Here is a 17,629-nt window from a genome sequence, read left to right as displayed (position 1 = left end):
GCTCAATAGCCGCGCGCCAGGGTCGCAAGCTCGGCTTCGAGCTTGGGCTGGCGCTTGAAGATGTCCTCGATCAGGGCCTCCGCGGGCGGGCGGGCGGAGAAGTCCACCAGGGCCACCTTTTCCGCACGCGGCGGCGGGGCGAACACGCGCTTCACGATGGTCGGCGAGCCGCGCAGGCCGCATTTGGTGATGTCCTCGACGCCGGCATCCTGCGCGCTCCATTTCACGATGGTGGCGCGGGCCGCCCGCAGCGCGTCTTCCATGCCGCCGCGCCGGATCTCGTTGGTCGCTTCCAGCATGGTGATGAGGCAGGGGAGCTGCGTCTTCAGCACCTGCACGCCGCCTTCCGAGCGGCGTTCGGCCTCGATGGTGCGCGCCTCCAGATCCAGCGTGTTGATCTTCGCCACATAGGTGAGCTGCAGCAGCCCGAGCCGTTTCGCGATGCCGGGACCCACCTGGGCGGTATCGCCGTCGATGGTCTGCTTGCCGGTGAAGATCAGATCGGGCGCGCCGAAGGTCTCGCCGATTTTGCGCACCGCGGTGGCCAGAGCATAGGTCGTGGCCAGCGTATCGGCACCAGCGAAGAAGCGGTCGGTCAGCAGCACCGCGCGGTCGGCGCCGAAAGTGAGCGCCTTGCGCAAGCTGTCTTCCGCCGAGGGCGGGCCCATGGTGAGGACGGTGACCTCGCCGCCGAATTTGTCGCGCAGGGCCAAAGCCGCTTCGAGCGCGAACAAATCGTAGGGATTGATGATGGTCGGCACGCCCTGACGCATGATCGTGTTCGTCACGGGGTGCACGCGGATCTGCGCCGAGTCTGGAACCTGCTTGATGCAGACGACGATGTGCATTCGGTTGCTCCGAGCATGTCTGACAGCCCGAAGAGGACAAACGCAAGTGTCGTACCAAGTGGAAAAAGAATTAAATTATATATTAGATTCAGATACTTGTGGGCATGGCCTGCCTCATGTCGAAACGCGGCGCAGCGTACGCTGACAAAAGCGTGCCGAACGCGTCGGGAATGCGACAGCCCGGCGCAGAGACCGGACGAGGCGTGTGGCATCTGCAGCGGCGGTCCTCATATGCGGGCGCGCGAGCGGCAAAAGACCTCCGGCGTGTGCGCCTCCACATCTCCAGCCGGCCTTGGGGGACCTCCAGACGCAAACGGCCGCCTCGTCCGGATATGCGGAGGGGCGGCCGTCGGGATCGGTGCAAGACTTTCGGAGCGGTTCGATTATTTGAGGACGTTCAGCTGAACGATGGCTTTCGGCTTGGGCGGCGCGACCGCATCCTTCAGCACCTTGAACACCCGCTGGTCTATGGGGGAGGAGGAGACGAAATCCGCATAGGCCTGTTCCAGCACCGCCTTGCAGCGCGCCGTCACGGCCTCTTCGCTCTGGCCGGTGAAATCCTCGCTGACGAGATATTGCCCCATGCGGCGCAGAATATGCAGGCGGGCCACATTGATCACCAGCGGATCGTATTCGACGCCGAGCAGCGTGAAGAAATCTTCGGCCGAAGACGCTTTGTTCAATTGATCGAGCACGCGGGGCGCATTGCTCGCCGAGCCTGCGGAACTGCTCATCGCCTGTCTCCTTCGCGCGTGTTGCGTCGTCGTTGGGTGGCTCGCGCCACGGGGCGCGCTTGTTGCTCGATCTGGAGAGGCAACCCGCGTGCCATTCGGTGTAGCAGATTAAGTATTTGAATTGCCGATATTTTCCGGGCGTCGATCAATGTCGGACTCGCGACAATCCGCATCCGCCACCTGCCGACAAGTCCACTTGCGAGGATCAGGGCCGCTTGCGCAGCCGCACCACCACGTCGATGCCCGACACTTCGAATCCTTCGGGGATCGGCGGCAAGCGGTCGATCACCACACTGTCCGACGGGATGTCGCACAGGACATTTTCGTCTTCGATGTAAAAATGATGATGCTGGCTCGGGTTGGTATCGTAGAAGGCGGTGGCGCCGTCGATGCCGATCCGGCGCAGCAGGCCAGCTTCGGTGAAATGGTTCAGCGTGTTGTAGACGGTGGCGAGCGACATGGGCACGCGGGCCTTCTGGGTTTCCTCGTGGAGGATGCCAGCGGTGATGTGCCGGTTGCCCTTCGAGAACAACAGGCGGCCGAGCACGATCCGCTGGCGGGTCGGCCGTAGGCCGGCGCGGCGCAGCATGCCGCCGCAATCGACCCAGGGCCGGTCTTCCTGCTTGCTCCGCCGCCACATCAGCCGCAGCTCCTGGTCCAGGTCCGCGTCGGTGGCTTCAAAGGACGGGTGGGCGTGCATGTCTTCCATCGGGCGCACCATGGTCAGGAGGGCTGGGACGACGTGAAATCGCCTTCGGAAACGGCCGCCAGGGCCAGCGAACGACGCCGATCCGCCATTCGGCTTTCTCCGCTTTCGTCGCCGAAGCAGAGGGCAAAATCATTGCATTGGGTGCACACGGGGGTGGAGCACATGACGAAGCCGTCGTCCTCGCACAACATGCGATAGAACAGCCGCTTCCAGCGCATGTTGTTGGTGTTGCGCGCCGCGAGCGGGAAGAAATGGCGGGCGATGAGGCGGGAGAGTTCGCTGCGTTCGCGCAGCCCGAGGTCTTCCCAGAGATGGTTCGGCTCCATGGCGCGGCGGGCGATCATGGCCGCGAGCCAGCGGCCCGTTTCGCCGGGCGAAGAGCATTTGGTGCGCAAAAGATCGCGCACCATGGTGATCTCCTCGTCGGCGGGAGCCGCCGGCTGCGTCCACCAGGAGGCGGTTTGCGCGTGGGCCAACGGGAACCACTGGCCTATCAGGGTGGAGAGTTCACACGGGGTGAGGCCGACACGCTCCGCGACCGATGGGCCTTCCATGGCAGCAACCGAGAGTATCGAGGCCAGCACGTGCCGGTCGAAGGCGATGTCGTCGGCGACGACGGCCGCGTCGGGCGCAAGGCCGGTGAGCATGCGATAGGTCGCGATGCCGGGATGCTCGCGGACCCGCTCGAGCTGCGACAGGGGTCGCAGAAAGCCGAGGGTCGGGTCGATCCTATCCTCTCGTGGTGCCGTAAGGGTCACGTTGCGCTCCAAAGGCTGTCGTGCAGCCCGCCTGCGGTTGTCTCCGGCCCGGTTGACGGCGATTGGATTTCGCCGACTCATGGTTCTTGGGGTGACGCCGGCGCTCGGCCGGCGTCGTCTTCGTGATGCTTAAAAGCCTCAGGCGGACATTGCTGCGAGTTCGGCGGCGGTCTTGCCGACGACAGTCTCGTCCACGGCCTTCATGATGCCGTGCTCCATGAGCATGTCTTCCAGCTCGTCCATGGTGATGGGGGTCGGGATGATGCCCTTGCCGCCGTTCGCATGGATCTTGGTGGCCAGCGAGCGATAATGGCCCGCCTGCACCGAGTCCGGAGCGTATTCGAGCACGGTCATGCGGCGCAGCTCGGCGTGCTGCACGATGTTGTCGCGCGGCACGAAGTAGATCAGATGGGTGCCGAGCTTCTTCGCCATGGCTTCCGCCAGTTCCAGCTCCTTGTCGGTCTGGCGCTCGTTGCAGACGAGCCCGCCCAACCGCACGCCGCCGGAATTGGCGTATTTGAGAATGCCCTTGGAGATGTTGTTGGCCGCATACATGGCCATCATCTCGCCGGACATGACGATGTAGATTTCCTGCGCCTTGTTCTCGCGGATGGGCATGGCGAAGCCGCCGCACACCACGTCGCCGAGCACGTCGTAGGAGACGTAGTCGATGTCCTCGTAGGCGCCGTTCTCCTCCAGGAAGTTGATGGAGGTGATGACGCCGCGGCCGGCGCAGCCGACGCCGGGCTCGGGACCGCCGGATTCCACGCACCGGATGTCGCGGTAGCCGACCTTCATCACTTCTTCGAGTTCCAGGTCCTCGACGCTGCCAGCGGCGGCTGCGAGGCTAAGGATGGTGTCCTGCGCCTTGGCGTGCAGGATCAGACGCGTGGAATCCGCCTTGGGATCGCAGCCGACGATGAGGATCTTGTGTCCCATCTCGGCCAGGGCCGCGAGCGTATTCTGGGAGGTCGTCGACTTGCCGATCCCTCCCTTACCGTAAAATGCGATTTGTCGTAGTGACGACATGATTGGTTTCCTTCGAACCGATTGCCAATGACCACCACGCGCGGGGCGTGAATGTTCCTCGCTCACAAACAGGCTCGCCGGTTACGGGAAGGAGCGCATCGCTCGTCGTCGCGTCTGCGTGCACTCAGCCCTCACTCGCCGTGCAGGAATTCTTCAGCAAACCGCGTGCCAGATGGCGATATTCAGTAATTGTCTGATTTATAAATGAAAAATAAGCCGGTTTTCTTGTCGGCCCTTGTGTCCTGAATCGGACAGCGCGCGCTGCGCTGTCATAAAGGAAACAAGAGGGAGAACTTGCACGGCTCAGAAAAACCTGCGCCAACCCGCGCGGATACTGGTGTCGCGCGGGCGGAACGGAACTTGCTTAGACAGGTGCAGAGCGCGGGCGCGAAGATGTGCCGCGACACGCCAGCGAGGGTGACATGCAGATTGGTGTCGAAACATCAAAGGCCGTGGATCAGCGGCGCGTGTTCGTTGTCGATCAGGATGAAATTACGCGCGCCGCCCTGCAATTCATGCTGCACGATGAAATCGAGACGCATGAACTCGCCACACCTGAGGAAGCCTACGAGAAAGGCGTCGGCTGGCTGAAGCCGGACGTGGTGTTGCTGGGGGTGTCCTTCCTCAGCGAGCGGGGAACCAACCTCGTGAGCGATCTCAATGCCAAATTCCCCGGCGTGCGCATTCTCATCGTCTGCGAAAAGGCCCAGGAGGCCACGGCGGTGGACGGCATCAAGGCCGGCGCCCATGGCGCACTGGTGAAGCCGCTGACCTTGGAGGCCGTGCGCAAGAAGGTGGACACGATCCTCGGGCGGGGTGGGGCGCAGCCCATCGTGCAACTCGGCTTCATGCGATAGGCGGCGGTCTTGACCGCAATCCTGTTTTTTCAAAAGCCCGGCTGCGGCACCAATGCCCGCCAGATCGCGATGCTGGAGCGCGCCGGCTATCGTGTGGACGCGCGCAACCTGCTGAGCGAACCCTGGACGCCCGAGCGCCTGCTCGGCTTCTTCGGCGATACGCCGGTCACGAGCTGGTTCAACCCGGCGGCGCCGCGGGTGAAGTCCGGCGAGGTCGTACCCGATCGGCTGGATGCGGCGTCCGCACTGGCGCTGATGATCGCCGACCCGCTGCTGATCCGCCGGCCGCTCGTGGAGCGCGGTACCGCGCGCTGCGCGGGGTTCGATCGCGAGCCCGTCACCTCCTGGCTGCGCGATGCGGATGCACTCAAGGCGGTGCAGGGCTGCACGCGGCCAGACGTTCCCGGCGGCTGCCCCGCGCCCGACGCGCCCGAGCCGCCGGCCGTCCGGCCATGACAATCGCCGCCCTCGACGCGCTAAGCCCGGTCGAGACGATCCTGGCCTATCATGCGCGCACTAAGCATACGCTGGCGCGCTACGCGCCGGGGCCGGAGACGCTGGATTGGGACTCGCAGCCCGATCCTTTCCGGGTGTTCTCGGGCGCTCCCCGCGTTGACCTACCGCTCGCCGCACACCGGCTGGAAACACGCTTTTCCCAGATATTTGAGGCCCCGCCGCACCCCGCTGCGCTGAACCTGCAAAGCGTCGCACTGCTGCTGGAATTGTCGTTCGGTCTTGCGGCCTGGAAGGTGTTCGGGCCGGACCGCTGGGCGCTGCGCTGCAATCCCTCCAGCGGCAATCTCCACCCGACCGAAGTCTATGCGCTGACCGCCCATGTGGCGGGCCTCGCCGACGGGCTCCACCATTATGTCAGCCGCGACCACGCGCTGGAGCAGCGTTGCCGCGCACCGGCGCAGCCGTGCAGCCCCTCCCGCCTCTGGATCGGCCTCAGTTCGGTGCACTGGCGCGAAGCGTGGAAATATGGCGAACGCGCCTTCCGCTATTGCCAGCTCGACATCGGCCACGCCCTCGGTGCGCTGTGCTATGCGGCGGGGGCGCTGGGCTGGACTGCTCGTGTCGTGGAAGGCTGCGATGCCGCGACGCTCAGCGCTGTGATGGGGCTTGATCGCGCGTCCGATTTTTCCGAAGCGGAACAGGAAGATGCGGACGTTCTGGTCGCCATCGAGCCGGGCCCGTGGCCAACCGGCTTCGATGCCGATGCCTTCAGCGACCGCGCGCTTGTGGGTGGAGATTGGGCGGGCCACGCCAGCGTGCTGGATCCGCGCCCGCTCTATCGTTGGCCCATCATCGCCGAGGCGAGCCGGGCAACGAGGGCGACGGCGGCGCGGCCCGTGCCCGCCGCCCTGCCGCAGCTTCCGAACCTGACGGGGACCGGCGACGCCCCTGCGGCCGAGATCCTGCTCGGGCGGCGCAGCGCCCAGCGCTTCGACAGCCGGTTTGAGATGCCGCGCCCTGTCTTCTTCAGAATGCTGGACGCGGTGCTGCCGCGCGCAACGGCGCCGTGGGATCTCTGGCAGCGCGCCCCAGCCCTGCATCCCGTCCTGTTCGTCCATCGCGTGGAGGGACTTGCGCCTGGTCTTTATGCCCTGCCACGCTCCGAGACGGCCGGCCGGGCGCTGCGGACGGCGTTGCGCGCGGATTTCGTCTGGGAGCCGGTTGAAGGCGCGCCCGCTCATCTGCCGCTGGTGCGCCTCGTGCAGAGCGATTGCCGGGGCGTGGCGCGCACCGTGAGCTGCCACCAGGCCATCGCCAGCGATGGCTGTTTCGCCATGAGCATGTTGGCGGAATTCGAGGGTGCGGTACGAACCGACCCGTCGCAATATCGCCAGCTGCATTGGGAGGCGGGCCTGCTGGGCCATGTCCTCTATCTGGAGGCCGAGGTCGCAGGGCTGCGGGGCACCGGCATCGGCTGCTTCTTCGACGATGCGCTGCACGAATTGCTGGGGCTGACCACGCTGGAATTCCAGACGCTCTACCATTTCACGGTCGGCCGTCCGCTCACCGACGACCGCATCGCCACCTTGCCCGCCTATGAGGGCCGGCCGACTTTTCCAGCGCGAGGATAGATATGCGACAGCGCGTTCCATTCCGCCGCATCGGCATCGCCGAGGCTGAGGTCTTGCTGGGCGGCGATGCGCTCATCCTTGATACGCGCGATCCATCCTCCTTTGCGGAGGCCAGGATCGAGGGGGCGGTGCGGGTTTCGTTTTCGAATCTCGGTCCGACCCTCGCGGGCACGCCGAAGGATCGGTCGATCCTGATCTATTGCTATCACGGCAACGCCAGCCAGGAATACGCGCAGGCCTTCTCCGATTTCGGCTTCTCGCAGGTCCATAGCCTCGACGGGGGATATGCGGCGTGGCGGCAGCGCTCGCCCGCCGCGAAAGAGCTTCCGCCCGAGGTGGACACCTGGCTTCTAGCGCAGGGATTTGCGTCTGGCGCGGTGGAGGGCACCATCGCCAATGGCACGACGCCACTCATGCGGGCAGCACACATCGGTGCGCTGGCCGTGGCGCGGGCGCTGGTGGCGACGGGGGCGCAGCTCAATACCCGTAACGCGGACGGCAACACCGCCCTGTGGCTCGCCTGCGTCGGCCGGCATTTCGAGATGATCGACCTGTTGGTGGAGAGGGGGATTGATCTCGACACCGCCAACGACAATGGCGCGACCGCGCTGATGTATGCCGCCTCCGCCGGCCTCGCCGACGTGGTGGCGCGCCTGCTGGAGCGCGGCGCGGATATCCGCCCCGAGACCCTGGACGGCTTCACCGCGCTCGACCTTGCGGGAAATGTCGAATGCCTCACGCTGCTGCGTCGGGCGAGCCGGGCGCAGGCCATGGAGGCGTGAGGGCAATTTAAATCTCCGCCCGCCGCGTGAACACGGCGAGGCGGAAATCGGCAGGCCTTCAGAGCGCGCCGACGGCAACGCCCTTTTCAGCCAACACCGTGGAGAGCTCGCCGGCCTGGAACATCTCGCGGACGATGTCGCAGCCGCCGATGAACTCGCCCTTGACGTAGAGCTGCGGGATGGTCGGCCAGCTGGAGAAGGCCTTGATGCCTTCGCGGATCTCGAAATCCGCCAGCACATCCACGCTCTCGAACGGCACTTCGAGCCGCGAGAGGATCTGCACCACGGTGGCCGAGAAGCCGCATTGCGGCGCTGCCGGAATGCCCTTCATGAAAAGCACGACATCATTGGCGGCAACGATGCCGGCGATGCGCTCTGAGGTGGAATTTGCCATCAACTTATCCCCTTCACGATCAGATGAATTGAACCGCGCGCTGCGGCCGGGTCAGGCGGGCACGATGGTTTCGAGGGCGAGGGCATGCAGCGTTCCGCCCATGTGCCCCTGAAGCGCGTCGTAGACCATCTTGTGCTGCTGCACCCGGCTCTTGCCCCGGAAGGTCTCGCTCGTGACGCGGGCGGCGAAATGATCGCCGTCGCCCGCGAGGTCCACGATGATGACCTGCGCTTCGGGAAATGCCTCCTTGATGAGGCGCTCGATGTCGGACCCGACCATTGCCATCGTCATCGCTCTCCAGATGTCACAGTCTTGCCTCTGCAAGGTTCAAACCACCCGCGCAAAACGTGAGGCGCGCCCGCAGATTCTGGATTTCCGTCAGAATAGCGAGGCGAGCGCGGGCGCACGGCGGACAGAATGTCCGCCACATGTCGCATTGCCGACAGGTGGGAGGGCCCTTCAAATCGAGCGCTGGCGCGGATCCGCTGCGGCCCGGCTCTTGCTTGGAATGGAGGAACCTGCGCGGGCTTGGCTGGGGCGACCCGGCCCGCCCGCTTGAGCGAGCCGCCGATGATCGAGCTTTTTCCAGACCGCGACCCCATCAATTTCGGCGACCTGCCGGCGGAGATCAATGCCCTGCTACAGCAGGGCGTGGCCGCCTATCGACAGGATCATGCGCGGGCCGATGGCTTGTTCCGCGAAGCACTCGCGGCGGCGCCGGGCGAATTGCCGATCTATTTCTGCCTCTACAAGATCCACACCTATCAGGGAAACCTGGACGAGGCCCAGGCGGTGGCCGAGAGCGGCTTGCGCGAGGCGGCGCGGCAGGCCGGCTGGCATGCGGACTGGCGCCGCTGGCGGCCGGAGGAGAACCTGCCCGAGGGCGCGGGCCGGTTCGCGCTCTATACGCTGAAAGCGCTTGGCTTCATCCATCTGCGCCGGAACGAGCCGGAGCGCACCCAGGAAATCCTCGCCGCCCTGCGCCAATTGGATCCGACGGGAGCCGTCGGCTGGACGGTGATCGAGGCGCTCGCGCAAGGCCTCGCCTGAGGCGGGATGGCACCACGTTTGCACGGTATTTCCTGCAGCCCTGCTTCGGCGGGCATGGATTGGGACCGAATTCGTGATGAACTTGGTGGACATCTTCAAAACATCAGCGAATACGCTCAGGAGACCGGAAGGCGGCCTTGATGTGCTGGCGCCGCGTCCCCGTCGTGTCGGTTCACCGCCATGTCGCATTGCCGCCAAGGTCGCAAATCCAACAGGGCGATCGGTTTGCGCGGGGGTGGCAGGCAGATGACACATCTCGATGATCACGACGCACCGCATGTGACGCACGAGGCAGGAGCCACGCCTGGCGCGGACGAAACTCTGATGGAGGCGATCATCGCCGCCATCCGCACCGTGCACGATCCGGAAATCCCCGTGAACGTCTACGATCTCGGGCTGATCTATCGCATCGATGTCTTGCCGGGCGGTCATGTGGAGATCGACATGACCTTGACCGCGCCGGGATGCCCGGTGGCCGGCGAATTGCTGAGCTGGGTGGAGAAGGCGGTGGTCGGCGTCGAGGGCATTTCAGGGGCGACGATCAAGCTCGTGTTCGATCCCCCGTGGGAGAATTCGCGCATGTCGGAAGACGTGCAACTGGAGCTTGGGTTGCTGTAGCGCGCCCTGGATCATCCAAGAAACAAGAATTGAATTTTCTGGGCGCGAGCCTGGCACCTAATCCGCCGTCCGAATGACCGAGGCTGGGCGGATCAAGCACGCAATGCCCTGCGCGAAAGCTGCCATGGGCGGGAATTGAGGATGCCATGATCGAGCTTGTTGCTTCCGATGGACACGCCGTTTCGGCTTATCGGGCTGACCCCGCGGACGAGCCCAAGGGGGCCGTCGTCATTCTGCATGAATTGTTCGGGGTCAATCCGCACATCCGGAAACTGGCCGACGATTTCGCCGCGAAGGGCTACGTCGCCATCGCGCCGTCGCTGTTCGATCGCATCCAGACCGGCGTGGCGTTGAGCTATGACGAGGAAGACTTTTCGGCAGGCCTCGCATTGCTGGAGCAATTGGACGATGCGAAGGCGCTCGCCGACATCCAGGCAAGCGTCGATGCCGTGAAGGAGGCCGGAAAGATCGCGATCGTCGGCTATTCCTGCGGTGGCAACATCGCCTATGCGGCCGCGAATGCGGTTTCAGGCATCGCCTGCGTGGTCTCCTATTATGGCCCGGGCATCGTGGAAACCCAGGGCGAGAAGCGCAAGGTGCCGACCTTGCTGCACTTCGCCGAGAATGATCCGCTGATCCCGATCGAGCACGTGGAGCAGTTCCGCGCCTCCCATCCCAATGTCAGCGCCTTCACCTATCCCGGCGCGACCCACGGGTTCAATTGCGACGAGCGGGGCAGCTATCACGCGGCCTCGGCGGGCCAGGCGCTGGAGCGGACCTTGTTCTGGATCTCGCAATTCGTCGAAGGCCAGGCGCCCATCGCCCTGAAGAATTCGGGCATGTATGCGCAGGCCAAGGTGGAAAAGAAGAAGACCAAGAAGAGCGCCGACGACGATCTCGGTCCGCCGCTGGATTGAGGGCGGGGAGGACGACAGAGCGGAGGTGATGATGAGCATCATCAAGGCTGATTTCGGAGTGGAGAAGCGCCAGGCGGCCCGCCGCCTGCGCACCTTGCTGAGCCTGCCCGCCCTGCACGAGGCCAATGTCCGCAACAATCCGGTGCCGTATCTGGAGCGGGCCAGCGAACGCATCTACCAGCTCGAAAAAGTGTTGTTCGAGGCCGCCGCTGCAGCCCGCCCGTGTGAGGGCGACCCGGGGGTGGGCGACCTGAGCCATGCGGAGCCGGTGACAATCGAGCGGGGCGACTATCTGCGCCTGCTCGCCTGCCGGGACATCGTCGAAACCGCCTTGAAACAGCTCGCGTCCGAGGATGCGGACGCGGAACCCTAGCCGGACGAAATGGCTGAATTCATCTCATCGGAGGAACACATGTCGCTTGAGGGCTTCTTCGTGGATTGGAACGGCAATGTGCGCGAAACCCGCGATCCGGGCGGCGGCTACCTCTGCGAAAGCGATCCGGTCGCGCGCTATGTGGCGGTCACCACCAAGGGCGGCACGCTGGTCCACGAAGCCACGTTCTATCGCACCCTCGCCGATATCGCGAAAGCTGGGATCAAGGCGGAACTGGTGCCCGGATCGCACCCCTGGGGCCAGCGGGACGAGGGGTTCTGACCCGCCACGGAAGCGGGGCGCCTGACGGAAACATGACATGACCGGAGACGTGACATGATGCCGACCACCATCCTCATCGACGAGGCGCCGCGTTGTGTCGTGCGGCCCGTCGATACCAAGGATCTCCAGCGCTTCCTGCGCAACGGCAAGGTCTATCTGCTGGCGGAACGGCCGGACGGCAAAATCACCCATCGCTCCGCCGACGAAGCGGAACTCGCGCGCTGGCGCAATGCGTTGGCTCTGCACAAGGCCTGGGGCGGGGCGGACGAGGAATTCTTCGGCGTGCCGTTGTAAAGCACGGCCGCACCTTTACGGCGGGCCTTTTTACGGGCGGGCTTGGCCCGAATCGTGCGGATTGTCGGCCTGATTGCGCATCCAGTCGGCGAGCTTGGTCAGGGCTTCGTCGATCTCCCGGCGGGCCGCTTCGTCGTCCACCGTCTCCTCCAGCGCGCCGCGCATGCACACAAGCCACGCGTCGCGTTCCGCATTGCCGATCTTGAAGCCCATATGGCGCTGGCGCAGGCGCGGATGACCCTTTTCCACCGAATAGAGCTTCGGCCCGCCGGTCCATTCGCACAGATAGCGCTTCAGGACGTTCTTGGTGGTCGAGAGGTCAGGCGCATGCATGGCGCGGATGTCCTGGGCCTGCTCCAACGTATCCATGCGGCGATAGAAGGCCTCCACCAAACGGTCGATGGTGACCGCTCCGCCGAGGCGCTCGAACATGGACATTTGGACTGCCACATCAGACATGGCTCACCTCCAGATTTTGGCCCACCGGCGGGGCCTTCCGGCCCGAAAGGGCGATTTGCAAGAGTTCCGGGTCGGTGACCGGCAGCGAGCAGGTCTCCCCGATGCAGACATAGGCTGTCGCCTTGCCTGAAATGCTCTCTTTGCCGTGGGCGGGATGACCCGGCGGGGGCTGCTCTCCGGCGCCGAGCACCCGCAGCACCCGGTTGGGGATGCAGCATGTCTGCACGGCGTGCCGCAGCTCTTCCAGACCGCTGCCGGCGCGGATGATGATCTGCACGCTGTTGGCGAAGGCATCGAGGCCGCTGAGAAAGGCCGCGAGCGGAATCGCGTTGCGTGCGACCTCGCCGGCGAACGCGCCGATCTGCCGCTCCGCGCGGGTGCGATACTCTGTCTTTCCCGTCAATAGGAAGAGGGTCGCGAAAACCTCCACCATCATCGCGTTGCCGGAGGGTGTCGCATGGTCGAAGGCGTTGCGGATGCGCGTGATGAGACCTGCCGCGTCGTCGGCCGTGAGGAAATAGCCACCGCGCTCCGCATCGCTGAAATGGGTCTCCAGGAGGGCCGCCCACGTCTCCGCACAGGCGAGGTAATAGCCATCGCCGCAGGCCTGATAGAGGGCCAGGGCCGCGCGGCTCATGGCGGCATAGTCATCCAGCAGCCCGGAATGGGTTCGCCCCTCGCACCAGGAATGGTGTAGCCGGCCGCGCGCGTCGGTCATCTGCGCGAGAATGAAGGCGAAGGCCCGTTTGGCCGCGTCGATCCAGTCCTCCCGCCCGAGTGCACCGCCGGCAAGGCAAAGCGCACTGATGGCAAGGCCGTTCCAATCCGCCAGAACCTTGTGATCGCGTCCCGGACGCACGCGCGCACTGCGTGCCTCGAGCAGCTTTTCGCGCGCCGCGGCGAGGCGGGATTCGATTGCGGCATCGGCAAGGTCCGGCTTCTCGGAACGATTGAGAATGCTGCGCCCCTCCCAATTGCCGATCCGGTGCACGTCGTAATGGGCTTTGAACAGCGCGGCCTCGCCGCCGAGAACAGCTTCGACTTCTGCGGCCGTCCAGACGTAGAATTTGCCTTCCTCATGCTCGCTGTCCGCATCGAGCGCGGCCGCGAACGCACCCCCCTCCACGCGCATCTCGCGCAGCATCCAGGAAACGGTTTCCGCGATGCGTGCGGCATAGAGGGGATTGCGCGTTTCCTGACAGGCCCAGGTCAGCAGCTCGACCAATTGGGCGTTGTCGTACAGCATCTTTTCGAAATGCGGGACCAGCCAGGCATTGTCAGTGGAATAGCGCGAATAGCCACCGCCGAGATGGTCATAGATGCCGCCTTGCGACATGCGATCCAGCGTCAGCAGCACGCCGTCGCGCAGCTTCGCCTTGCCGGTGCGCTTGTAGCCGCGCCACAGGAGCGCGAGCACGGGCGACTGAGGGAATTTCGGCGCCTGCCCGATGCCGCCGTCCACCTCGTCGATGAGGTCCGAAAATTTCAGGCAGATTTCGTCCAATATATCGAGGGTGAGCAGATTGTCCGGCGGCGGCTCCGACAGGCGGGCGAGGCCCTCCCGTAGCACCGCCGTGTTCTTAGCGACCGTGTCCTTCTGGTCGCGATAGACCTGCGCCGCGCGGCTGAGCATGTCGCGAAACGCCGGGCGGCCATAGCGGCTTTCAGGCGGGTAATAGGTGCCACCCCAGAACGGCTCGCCCTGCGGGGTCAGGAACATGGTCAGCGGCCAGCCGCCCCGCTGGCCGAGCAGCGTCAGGGCGTTCTGATAGATGAGGTCGAGGTCCGGCCGCTCCTCCCGGTCCACCTTGATGGGCACGAACAAATCGTTCATCAGGGCGGCGGTCTCGGCATTCTCGAAGCTTTCCGCCGCCATGACATGGCACCAATGGCAGGCGGCGTAGCCGATAGAGAGCAGGATCGGTTTATCGGCCGCCTGTGCTGCGGCGCGCGCCTCTTCGCCCCACACCTGCCAGTGGACGGGGTTGTCCTTGTGTTGGAGCAGGTAAGGACTGGTCTCGCCCGACAGATTGTTCATGGCCCGCCGCTTCCCTTGCTGCAGATATACTCCGGTGCGGGCAAAGCAATTTGCTCGCCATCTGTGAAGCCCTTAGAAAAGCGCCGACCACCGTCGGTTTCATCAAGCGCTCGGGCCTGGAGGCGAAGGAAATCCGACAGCACCGCGTCGCGTCTTCATCGCGAATGCGACAAGGAAGGGCCGCTTCTATTCATCCATGCTTGGAAGGAGGATGACCTCCGCCGGCGCGCCCGGGCCGTGGTCTTCCACGAAATCCAGCGCATCGACGCGCGAGAGGCCGCCGTCGGTTTCCATGAGAACCACGGCGTCCCGCGGCATCTGCATGAGTGCGTCGAGCAATTGTGCGACAGTCATGATGATCCGCATCCCTCGTTTTGCGCGGACGGGTTTGCCTCCGAGCGCGGCGTGCCGGCTTCGTCAAAGCTCAGGGCCGCCGGCTCCTCGTCCAGCATCACGATCTCGGCGCGCTTCAGCTGGCCGTTGGGGTGGTAGGCATAGCGATGGGAAAGCTCCACCTCGCCGTAAACAACCTTGTCGAAGCCGCGCAGCACGCCCGCACCATCGAAATAGGCGCGGATGAACGTGTTGCGGTTGGACAGCGCATCCGCCTCGATCGCGTTGACCAGGGTGAAGGGCAGCTTCACCCCGGTATAGGAGACAAAGAAGCGGCAATGCTCTTCGGCCGGCTCCGCCATGCGCGTGTTCTCCCGTCACCCGTCATTCCGGGTGGATCATGATTTCCATGGTTTCATCGAGGTCGCTGAAGGGATCGGGAAAGCCGTCGTCCTCCACCAGATCGATGCCGCAAATGCACACCTCCCCATCGACCACGGCGAGGGCGAGAGGCTCCAGATTCTGGCCTTTGCAGGGTCCTTTCACGCAGACCCCGGTATCGATTTCGAAGGTCGCGCCGTGCCGCCCGCATCGCAGGAATTCCCCGTCGGGCGTGAAGAATTCGCCCGAACCGATATTCAGCCAGCGGCCCTCATGCGAGCAAACGTTGGAATAGCCGAAATAATCGTTGGTCAGCGTGCGTACGATGAAGATGGGGAACGGACGCGTCTCGCGGTTCTCCCCGGTTTCAACGACACGGGACAGGCGGAACGATTTCACGCCGCCGGGCGCGATGCTCGACGCCGGGCAAATGACGAAAACCTGAATTTCCCCTGGAGACATCGGCAAGCCTCTGCTTCTCTCCACCACAGCGTGGCCGTAGCGCGCCGTGCGTCAGATCGCGGACAGGGTCCGCGCTCCCTGAAGCACCGGATAATTGTCGCGCAGCAGGCGCTCCAGCTTGCGACACAAGGCGGCGTCGGACGCCGCGCCTGGCCCGACGAAATCGGTGCCCTCGTCCCAGATCTCGAAGAAACAGTGCAACCGGTCTTCATAATCGGCGGTGGGCACCACGGTGAGATCGTTGAGCCGCGCGATGCCTTCGGAGGAGACCTCCAGCCGCCAGCTGCGGTCATCAGCGACGGAAGCCAGCAAGGCGCTGACGTCGGCCGTGGTCCAGGGTGTTTTCAGGTCGAGGGCCATGCTCGTCTCTGTCGCAAACGCGACGCTCCCGGTCGCACTTCCCGCACAATTGGCTTCTGCACGGGGGATGCCCCGAGATTTGCATGAAGCATGCCGCGAGAGGCCGGCGGGCGTGCGTCCTGGTGGTTTCCCGACATGCGAGGATGAACCATGGCCCTGATGAAGTTCTATATGACGCCTGGATCCTGCTCCACGGGCATCCACATCCTGCTGGAGGAACTGGAGGAGGTGTTCGAGGTCACGATCGTGAACCTGCCCGCCGGAGACCATTTCAAGCCGGGCTATGTCGCGATCAACCCAAAATCGACGATTCCGACCCTGGTGCGCGCGGACGGCTCGGCACTCACCGAGGTCCAGGCCATTGCTTACTGGCTTGCCCGCAGCCGGCCGCGCGCGAAGCTCTGGCCGGACGATGTGGAGCTTCAGACGCGGCTCGTGGAAGCCATGGCCTATGTGGTGGGAACGGTCCACGGCCAGGGCTTTGCGCGCATCTTCGCGACCTCCACTTTCGCGTCGGATGTGGCGGACCACGAGCGTGTGCGCCAACTCGGCCGCGATATCGTGCGCAAAGGCTTCGAGGTGCTGGACGCGGCGATCGGCAACGGGCCCTACCTCGCGGGAGCCTTTTCGGCCGCCGATCCAGTGCTGTTCTATGTGGAATTCTGGGCCGAGAAGACCGGCATCGCCCTGCCGAAACACCTCCTCGTCCATTACCGTCGGATGCTCGCCCGGCCCGCCGTGCAGCGCGTGCTGCGGGAAGAGGGCTACAACACCGCCGTGCTGGGACAGGACAAGAGCGTGGAGGTGGCATGAGCCGCGCATGGATCTTGCATCGCGGATGGCGGGCGCACGCAACGCTTTAAGGGATCGTCATGAGCCAGATGTTTGTCGTGGAAGAGCGCAATCAGGACGACATGTCGCGCAAGGCCGGAATCTATCTCTATGGCGATACGAAGCTCTGGCTTGATGGCGACGTGGTGCACCGCGCAGACGGCCCGGCGATTATCGGGCCGGATGGAGTCGAGCGCTGGTACATCCACGGCAAGGACATGACCCGGGACGTAAAGACCTTTTTCTTCGACCATCGCTGGCCGGTGCAGAGCGGTCTTGATACGGCGGAGAAACTGGCCCTGTTCCAAGGGCAGTTTATCAAATGAGGCGGTGATCGGGGCACGGTGTGGGCAGCGCCCGCTCGTCCTCGCCCGCGCTGATTAATAACTCTCTCATGAGCGAAGGCTGATCCCTGACGGGACCAGCCTTTATCGTAGGTGGGGGCCGATCGTAGGCGGGGGCCTGGACCCCAGCCCTCACGCTGCGCTTGAAACGGCTTCGGCTTTAAGAGCCTCGAGCTTGGTCTTCTCGATGCGGAATACGCCGCGCCCGCCCGAGAACGCCTGGTAGACATCGCCTGCGCGGTCGCTCAGCAGATTGAACCAATCCTGCGGGGTGAGGCCCACCGGGCGTTCGCTGATCTCGACGACCGAACCGTTCGGCGCGAAGCGGGCATGGATCATGATGGTTTCCATTTTCTCCTCCGCGCCGGTCAGGAATCGAAGCCGAGCAACTCGATCTTGATGTTCTCCGTGCCAAGCACCTTCGCCTGGCAGGCGAGGCGCGACTTCGAGCTGACGCCGACGATGGCATCGAGCTTCTCATTCTCCTCGCGTGCAATCTTGGAGAGACCTTTGCGGCCTTCCAGGACGAAGATATGGCAGCTGCCGCAGCTCGCCTTCCCTTCGCACTTGTGCGGGATGCCGATCTCCGCGCCGAGCATCGCTGCCAACAGGCTGGAGCCCTCGGCGACATCGAACGACTTTCCAGAGGGCATAACGGTAAGCGTGGTCATTTTCTCTCTCCTAAACTT

27 protein-coding genes are annotated in these 17,629 nt (G+C 64.4%); 12 read left to right on the top strand and 15 right to left on the bottom strand.

Annotated features, from left to right (window positions below):
* Nucleotides 1–2 precede the first annotated feature (2 nt).
* The 5 genes from V5F68_RS13510 to nifH all read right to left on the bottom strand — a co-directional run bounded on the left by V5F68_RS13510 (nucleotide 3) and on the right by nifH (nucleotide 4,078).
* Nucleotides 3–848, bottom strand: coding sequence for an electron transfer flavoprotein subunit beta/FixA family protein (locus V5F68_RS13510; protein ID WP_394013059.1), 846 nt, complete (start codon nucleotides 846–848; stop codon nucleotides 3–5).
* Nucleotides 849–1,231: 383 nt separating this feature from the next.
* Nucleotides 1,232–1,582: a nitrogenase stabilizing/protective protein NifW gene (gene nifW, locus V5F68_RS13505; RefSeq protein ID WP_394013058.1), complete on the bottom strand. Its 351-nt coding sequence runs from the start codon at nucleotides 1,580–1,582 to the stop codon at nucleotides 1,232–1,234.
* Nucleotides 1,583–1,787: 205 nt separating this feature from the next.
* Nucleotides 1,788–2,291, bottom strand: coding sequence for a Fur family transcriptional regulator Irr (gene irr, locus V5F68_RS13500; protein WP_394013057.1), 504 nt, complete (start codon nucleotides 2,289–2,291; stop codon nucleotides 1,788–1,790).
* 14 nt (nucleotides 2,292–2,305) lie between these two features.
* The gene (locus V5F68_RS13495; protein WP_394013475.1) at nucleotides 2,306–2,998 is read right to left on the bottom strand and encodes a nitrogen fixation protein NifQ; all 693 of its coding nucleotides are present in this window, start codon (nucleotides 2,996–2,998) and stop codon (nucleotides 2,306–2,308) included.
* Between the two features lie 189 nt (nucleotides 2,999–3,187).
* Nucleotides 3,188–4,078, bottom strand: coding sequence for a nitrogenase iron protein (gene nifH / locus V5F68_RS13490; protein ID WP_394065975.1), 891 nt, complete (start codon nucleotides 4,076–4,078; stop codon nucleotides 3,188–3,190).
* Between the two features lie 422 nt (nucleotides 4,079–4,500).
* Between nifH and V5F68_RS13485 the strand changes: the two genes are divergently transcribed.
* From V5F68_RS13485 to V5F68_RS13470, 4 genes are read left to right on the top strand one after another with little or no spacing between them, the layout of a single operon-like run.
* Nucleotides 4,501–4,935, top strand: coding sequence for a response regulator (locus V5F68_RS13485; RefSeq protein ID WP_348844604.1), 435 nt, complete (start codon nucleotides 4,501–4,503; stop codon nucleotides 4,933–4,935).
* Between the two features lie 9 nt (nucleotides 4,936–4,944).
* The gene (locus tag V5F68_RS13480) at nucleotides 4,945–5,391 is read left to right on the top strand and encodes an ArsC/Spx/MgsR family protein (protein WP_394016271.1); all 447 of its coding nucleotides are present in this window, start codon (nucleotides 4,945–4,947) and stop codon (nucleotides 5,389–5,391) included.
* Nucleotides 5,388–7,022 (top strand): nitroreductase family protein, encoded by a 1,635-nt coding sequence (locus tag V5F68_RS13475; RefSeq protein ID WP_394016272.1) that lies wholly within the window; start codon nucleotides 5,388–5,390, stop codon nucleotides 7,020–7,022. Before V5F68_RS13480 ends, V5F68_RS13475 begins: the two co-directional genes overlap by 4 nt.
* 2 nt (nucleotides 7,023–7,024) lie before the next feature.
* The gene (locus tag V5F68_RS13470) at nucleotides 7,025–7,804 is read left to right on the top strand and encodes an ankyrin repeat domain-containing protein (RefSeq protein WP_394016273.1); all 780 of its coding nucleotides are present in this window, start codon (nucleotides 7,025–7,027) and stop codon (nucleotides 7,802–7,804) included.
* A 58-nt stretch (nucleotides 7,805–7,862) separates the two neighbouring features.
* Here the strand turns inward: V5F68_RS13470 and grxD are convergent, their stop codons facing one another.
* Both grxD and V5F68_RS13460 read right to left on the bottom strand, forming a co-directional pair.
* Nucleotides 7,863–8,198 (bottom strand): Grx4 family monothiol glutaredoxin, encoded by a 336-nt coding sequence (gene grxD, locus V5F68_RS13465; protein WP_394016274.1) that lies wholly within the window; start codon nucleotides 8,196–8,198, stop codon nucleotides 7,863–7,865.
* Nucleotides 8,199–8,249: 51 nt separating this feature from the next.
* Nucleotides 8,250–8,483, bottom strand: a complete 234-nt coding sequence (locus tag V5F68_RS13460; protein WP_348844609.1) for a BolA/IbaG family iron-sulfur metabolism protein — start codon at nucleotides 8,481–8,483, stop codon at nucleotides 8,250–8,252.
* Nucleotides 8,484–8,768: 285 nt separating this feature from the next.
* Here V5F68_RS13460 and V5F68_RS13455 point away from each other — a divergent pair, with 285 nt between their 5' ends.
* The 6 genes from V5F68_RS13455 to V5F68_RS13430 all read left to right on the top strand — a co-directional run bounded on the left by V5F68_RS13455 (nucleotide 8,769) and on the right by V5F68_RS13430 (nucleotide 11,732).
* Entirely contained in the window at nucleotides 8,769–9,248 is a 480-nt protein-coding gene (locus V5F68_RS13455) for a hypothetical protein (RefSeq protein WP_394016275.1), read from the top strand.
* A 246-nt stretch (nucleotides 9,249–9,494) separates the two neighbouring features.
* Nucleotides 9,495–9,866 carry a DUF59 domain-containing protein gene (locus tag V5F68_RS13450; RefSeq protein ID WP_394016276.1) on the top strand — a complete coding sequence of 124 codons (372 nt, stop codon included), beginning with the start codon at nucleotides 9,495–9,497 and terminating at the stop codon, nucleotides 9,864–9,866.
* A 146-nt stretch (nucleotides 9,867–10,012) separates the two neighbouring features.
* The gene (locus V5F68_RS13445; RefSeq protein ID WP_394016277.1) at nucleotides 10,013–10,783 is read left to right on the top strand and encodes a dienelactone hydrolase family protein; all 771 of its coding nucleotides are present in this window, start codon (nucleotides 10,013–10,015) and stop codon (nucleotides 10,781–10,783) included.
* 31 nt (nucleotides 10,784–10,814) lie between these two features.
* The gene (locus V5F68_RS13440) at nucleotides 10,815–11,156 is read left to right on the top strand and encodes a hypothetical protein (RefSeq protein WP_394016278.1); all 342 of its coding nucleotides are present in this window, start codon (nucleotides 10,815–10,817) and stop codon (nucleotides 11,154–11,156) included.
* A 39-nt stretch (nucleotides 11,157–11,195) separates the two neighbouring features.
* A complete protein-coding gene (locus V5F68_RS13435; RefSeq protein WP_394016279.1) occupies nucleotides 11,196–11,438 on the top strand; it encodes a hypothetical protein in 243 nt (80 codons plus the stop codon).
* Between the two features lie 54 nt (nucleotides 11,439–11,492).
* Nucleotides 11,493–11,732 carry a hypothetical protein gene (locus tag V5F68_RS13430; RefSeq protein ID WP_394016280.1) on the top strand — a complete coding sequence of 80 codons (240 nt, stop codon included), beginning with the start codon at nucleotides 11,493–11,495 and terminating at the stop codon, nucleotides 11,730–11,732.
* Nucleotides 11,733–11,762: 30 nt separating this feature from the next.
* Here V5F68_RS13430 and V5F68_RS13425 read toward each other — a convergent pair whose 3' ends face one another.
* The 6 genes from V5F68_RS13425 to V5F68_RS13400 form a co-directional block, all read right to left on the bottom strand.
* Complete coding sequence (locus V5F68_RS13425; protein ID WP_394016281.1) at nucleotides 11,763–12,191, bottom strand: group II truncated hemoglobin; 429 nt, start codon at nucleotides 12,189–12,191, stop codon at nucleotides 11,763–11,765.
* On the bottom strand, nucleotides 12,184–14,229 hold the full coding sequence (locus V5F68_RS13420) for a thioredoxin domain-containing protein (RefSeq protein ID WP_394016282.1): 2,046 nt from the start codon (nucleotides 14,227–14,229) through the stop codon (nucleotides 12,184–12,186). The genes V5F68_RS13425 and V5F68_RS13420 overlap by 8 nt, the downstream gene beginning before the upstream one ends.
* A gap of 186 nt (nucleotides 14,230–14,415) precedes the next feature.
* Entirely contained in the window at nucleotides 14,416–14,583 is a 168-nt protein-coding gene (locus V5F68_RS13415) for a hypothetical protein (RefSeq protein ID WP_348844617.1), read from the bottom strand.
* On the bottom strand, nucleotides 14,580–14,924 hold the full coding sequence (locus V5F68_RS13410; RefSeq protein WP_394016283.1) for a DUF6156 family protein: 345 nt from the start codon (nucleotides 14,922–14,924) through the stop codon (nucleotides 14,580–14,582). The genes V5F68_RS13415 and V5F68_RS13410 overlap by 4 nt, the downstream gene beginning before the upstream one ends.
* A gap of 22 nt (nucleotides 14,925–14,946) precedes the next feature.
* A complete protein-coding gene (locus V5F68_RS13405) occupies nucleotides 14,947–15,405 on the bottom strand; it encodes a Rieske (2Fe-2S) protein (RefSeq protein ID WP_394016309.1) in 459 nt (152 codons plus the stop codon).
* 51 nt (nucleotides 15,406–15,456) lie between these two features.
* Nucleotides 15,457–15,765: a hypothetical protein gene (locus V5F68_RS13400; protein ID WP_394016284.1), complete on the bottom strand. Its 309-nt coding sequence runs from the start codon at nucleotides 15,763–15,765 to the stop codon at nucleotides 15,457–15,459.
* 159 nt (nucleotides 15,766–15,924) lie between these two features.
* Between V5F68_RS13400 and V5F68_RS13395 the strand changes: the two genes are divergently transcribed.
* Both V5F68_RS13395 and V5F68_RS13390 read left to right on the top strand, forming a co-directional pair.
* Nucleotides 15,925–16,578 carry a glutathione S-transferase family protein gene (locus tag V5F68_RS13395; RefSeq protein ID WP_394016310.1) on the top strand — a complete coding sequence of 218 codons (654 nt, stop codon included), beginning with the start codon at nucleotides 15,925–15,927 and terminating at the stop codon, nucleotides 16,576–16,578.
* A gap of 59 nt (nucleotides 16,579–16,637) precedes the next feature.
* Nucleotides 16,638–16,922, top strand: a complete 285-nt coding sequence (locus V5F68_RS13390) for an aldehyde dehydrogenase (protein WP_394016285.1) — start codon at nucleotides 16,638–16,640, stop codon at nucleotides 16,920–16,922.
* Nucleotides 16,923–17,072: 150 nt separating this feature from the next.
* On the opposite strand, the gene V5F68_RS13385 is transcribed toward V5F68_RS13390, so the two are convergent.
* On the bottom strand, nucleotides 17,073–17,291 hold the full coding sequence (locus V5F68_RS13385; protein WP_394016286.1) for a hypothetical protein: 219 nt from the start codon (nucleotides 17,289–17,291) through the stop codon (nucleotides 17,073–17,075).
* A gap of 17 nt (nucleotides 17,292–17,308) precedes the next feature.
* Nucleotides 17,309–17,611, bottom strand: coding sequence for a 2Fe-2S iron-sulfur cluster-binding protein (locus V5F68_RS13380; RefSeq protein ID WP_394016287.1), 303 nt, complete (start codon nucleotides 17,609–17,611; stop codon nucleotides 17,309–17,311).
* Between the last annotated feature and the right edge of the window lie 18 nt (nucleotides 17,612–17,629).

The organism is Roseixanthobacter pseudopolyaromaticivorans (assembly GCF_043195145.2).
Taxonomy (GTDB): Bacteria; Pseudomonadota; Alphaproteobacteria; order Rhizobiales; family Xanthobacteraceae; genus NCEH01.
This window is presented reverse-complemented; position numbering and strand designations above follow the sequence as displayed.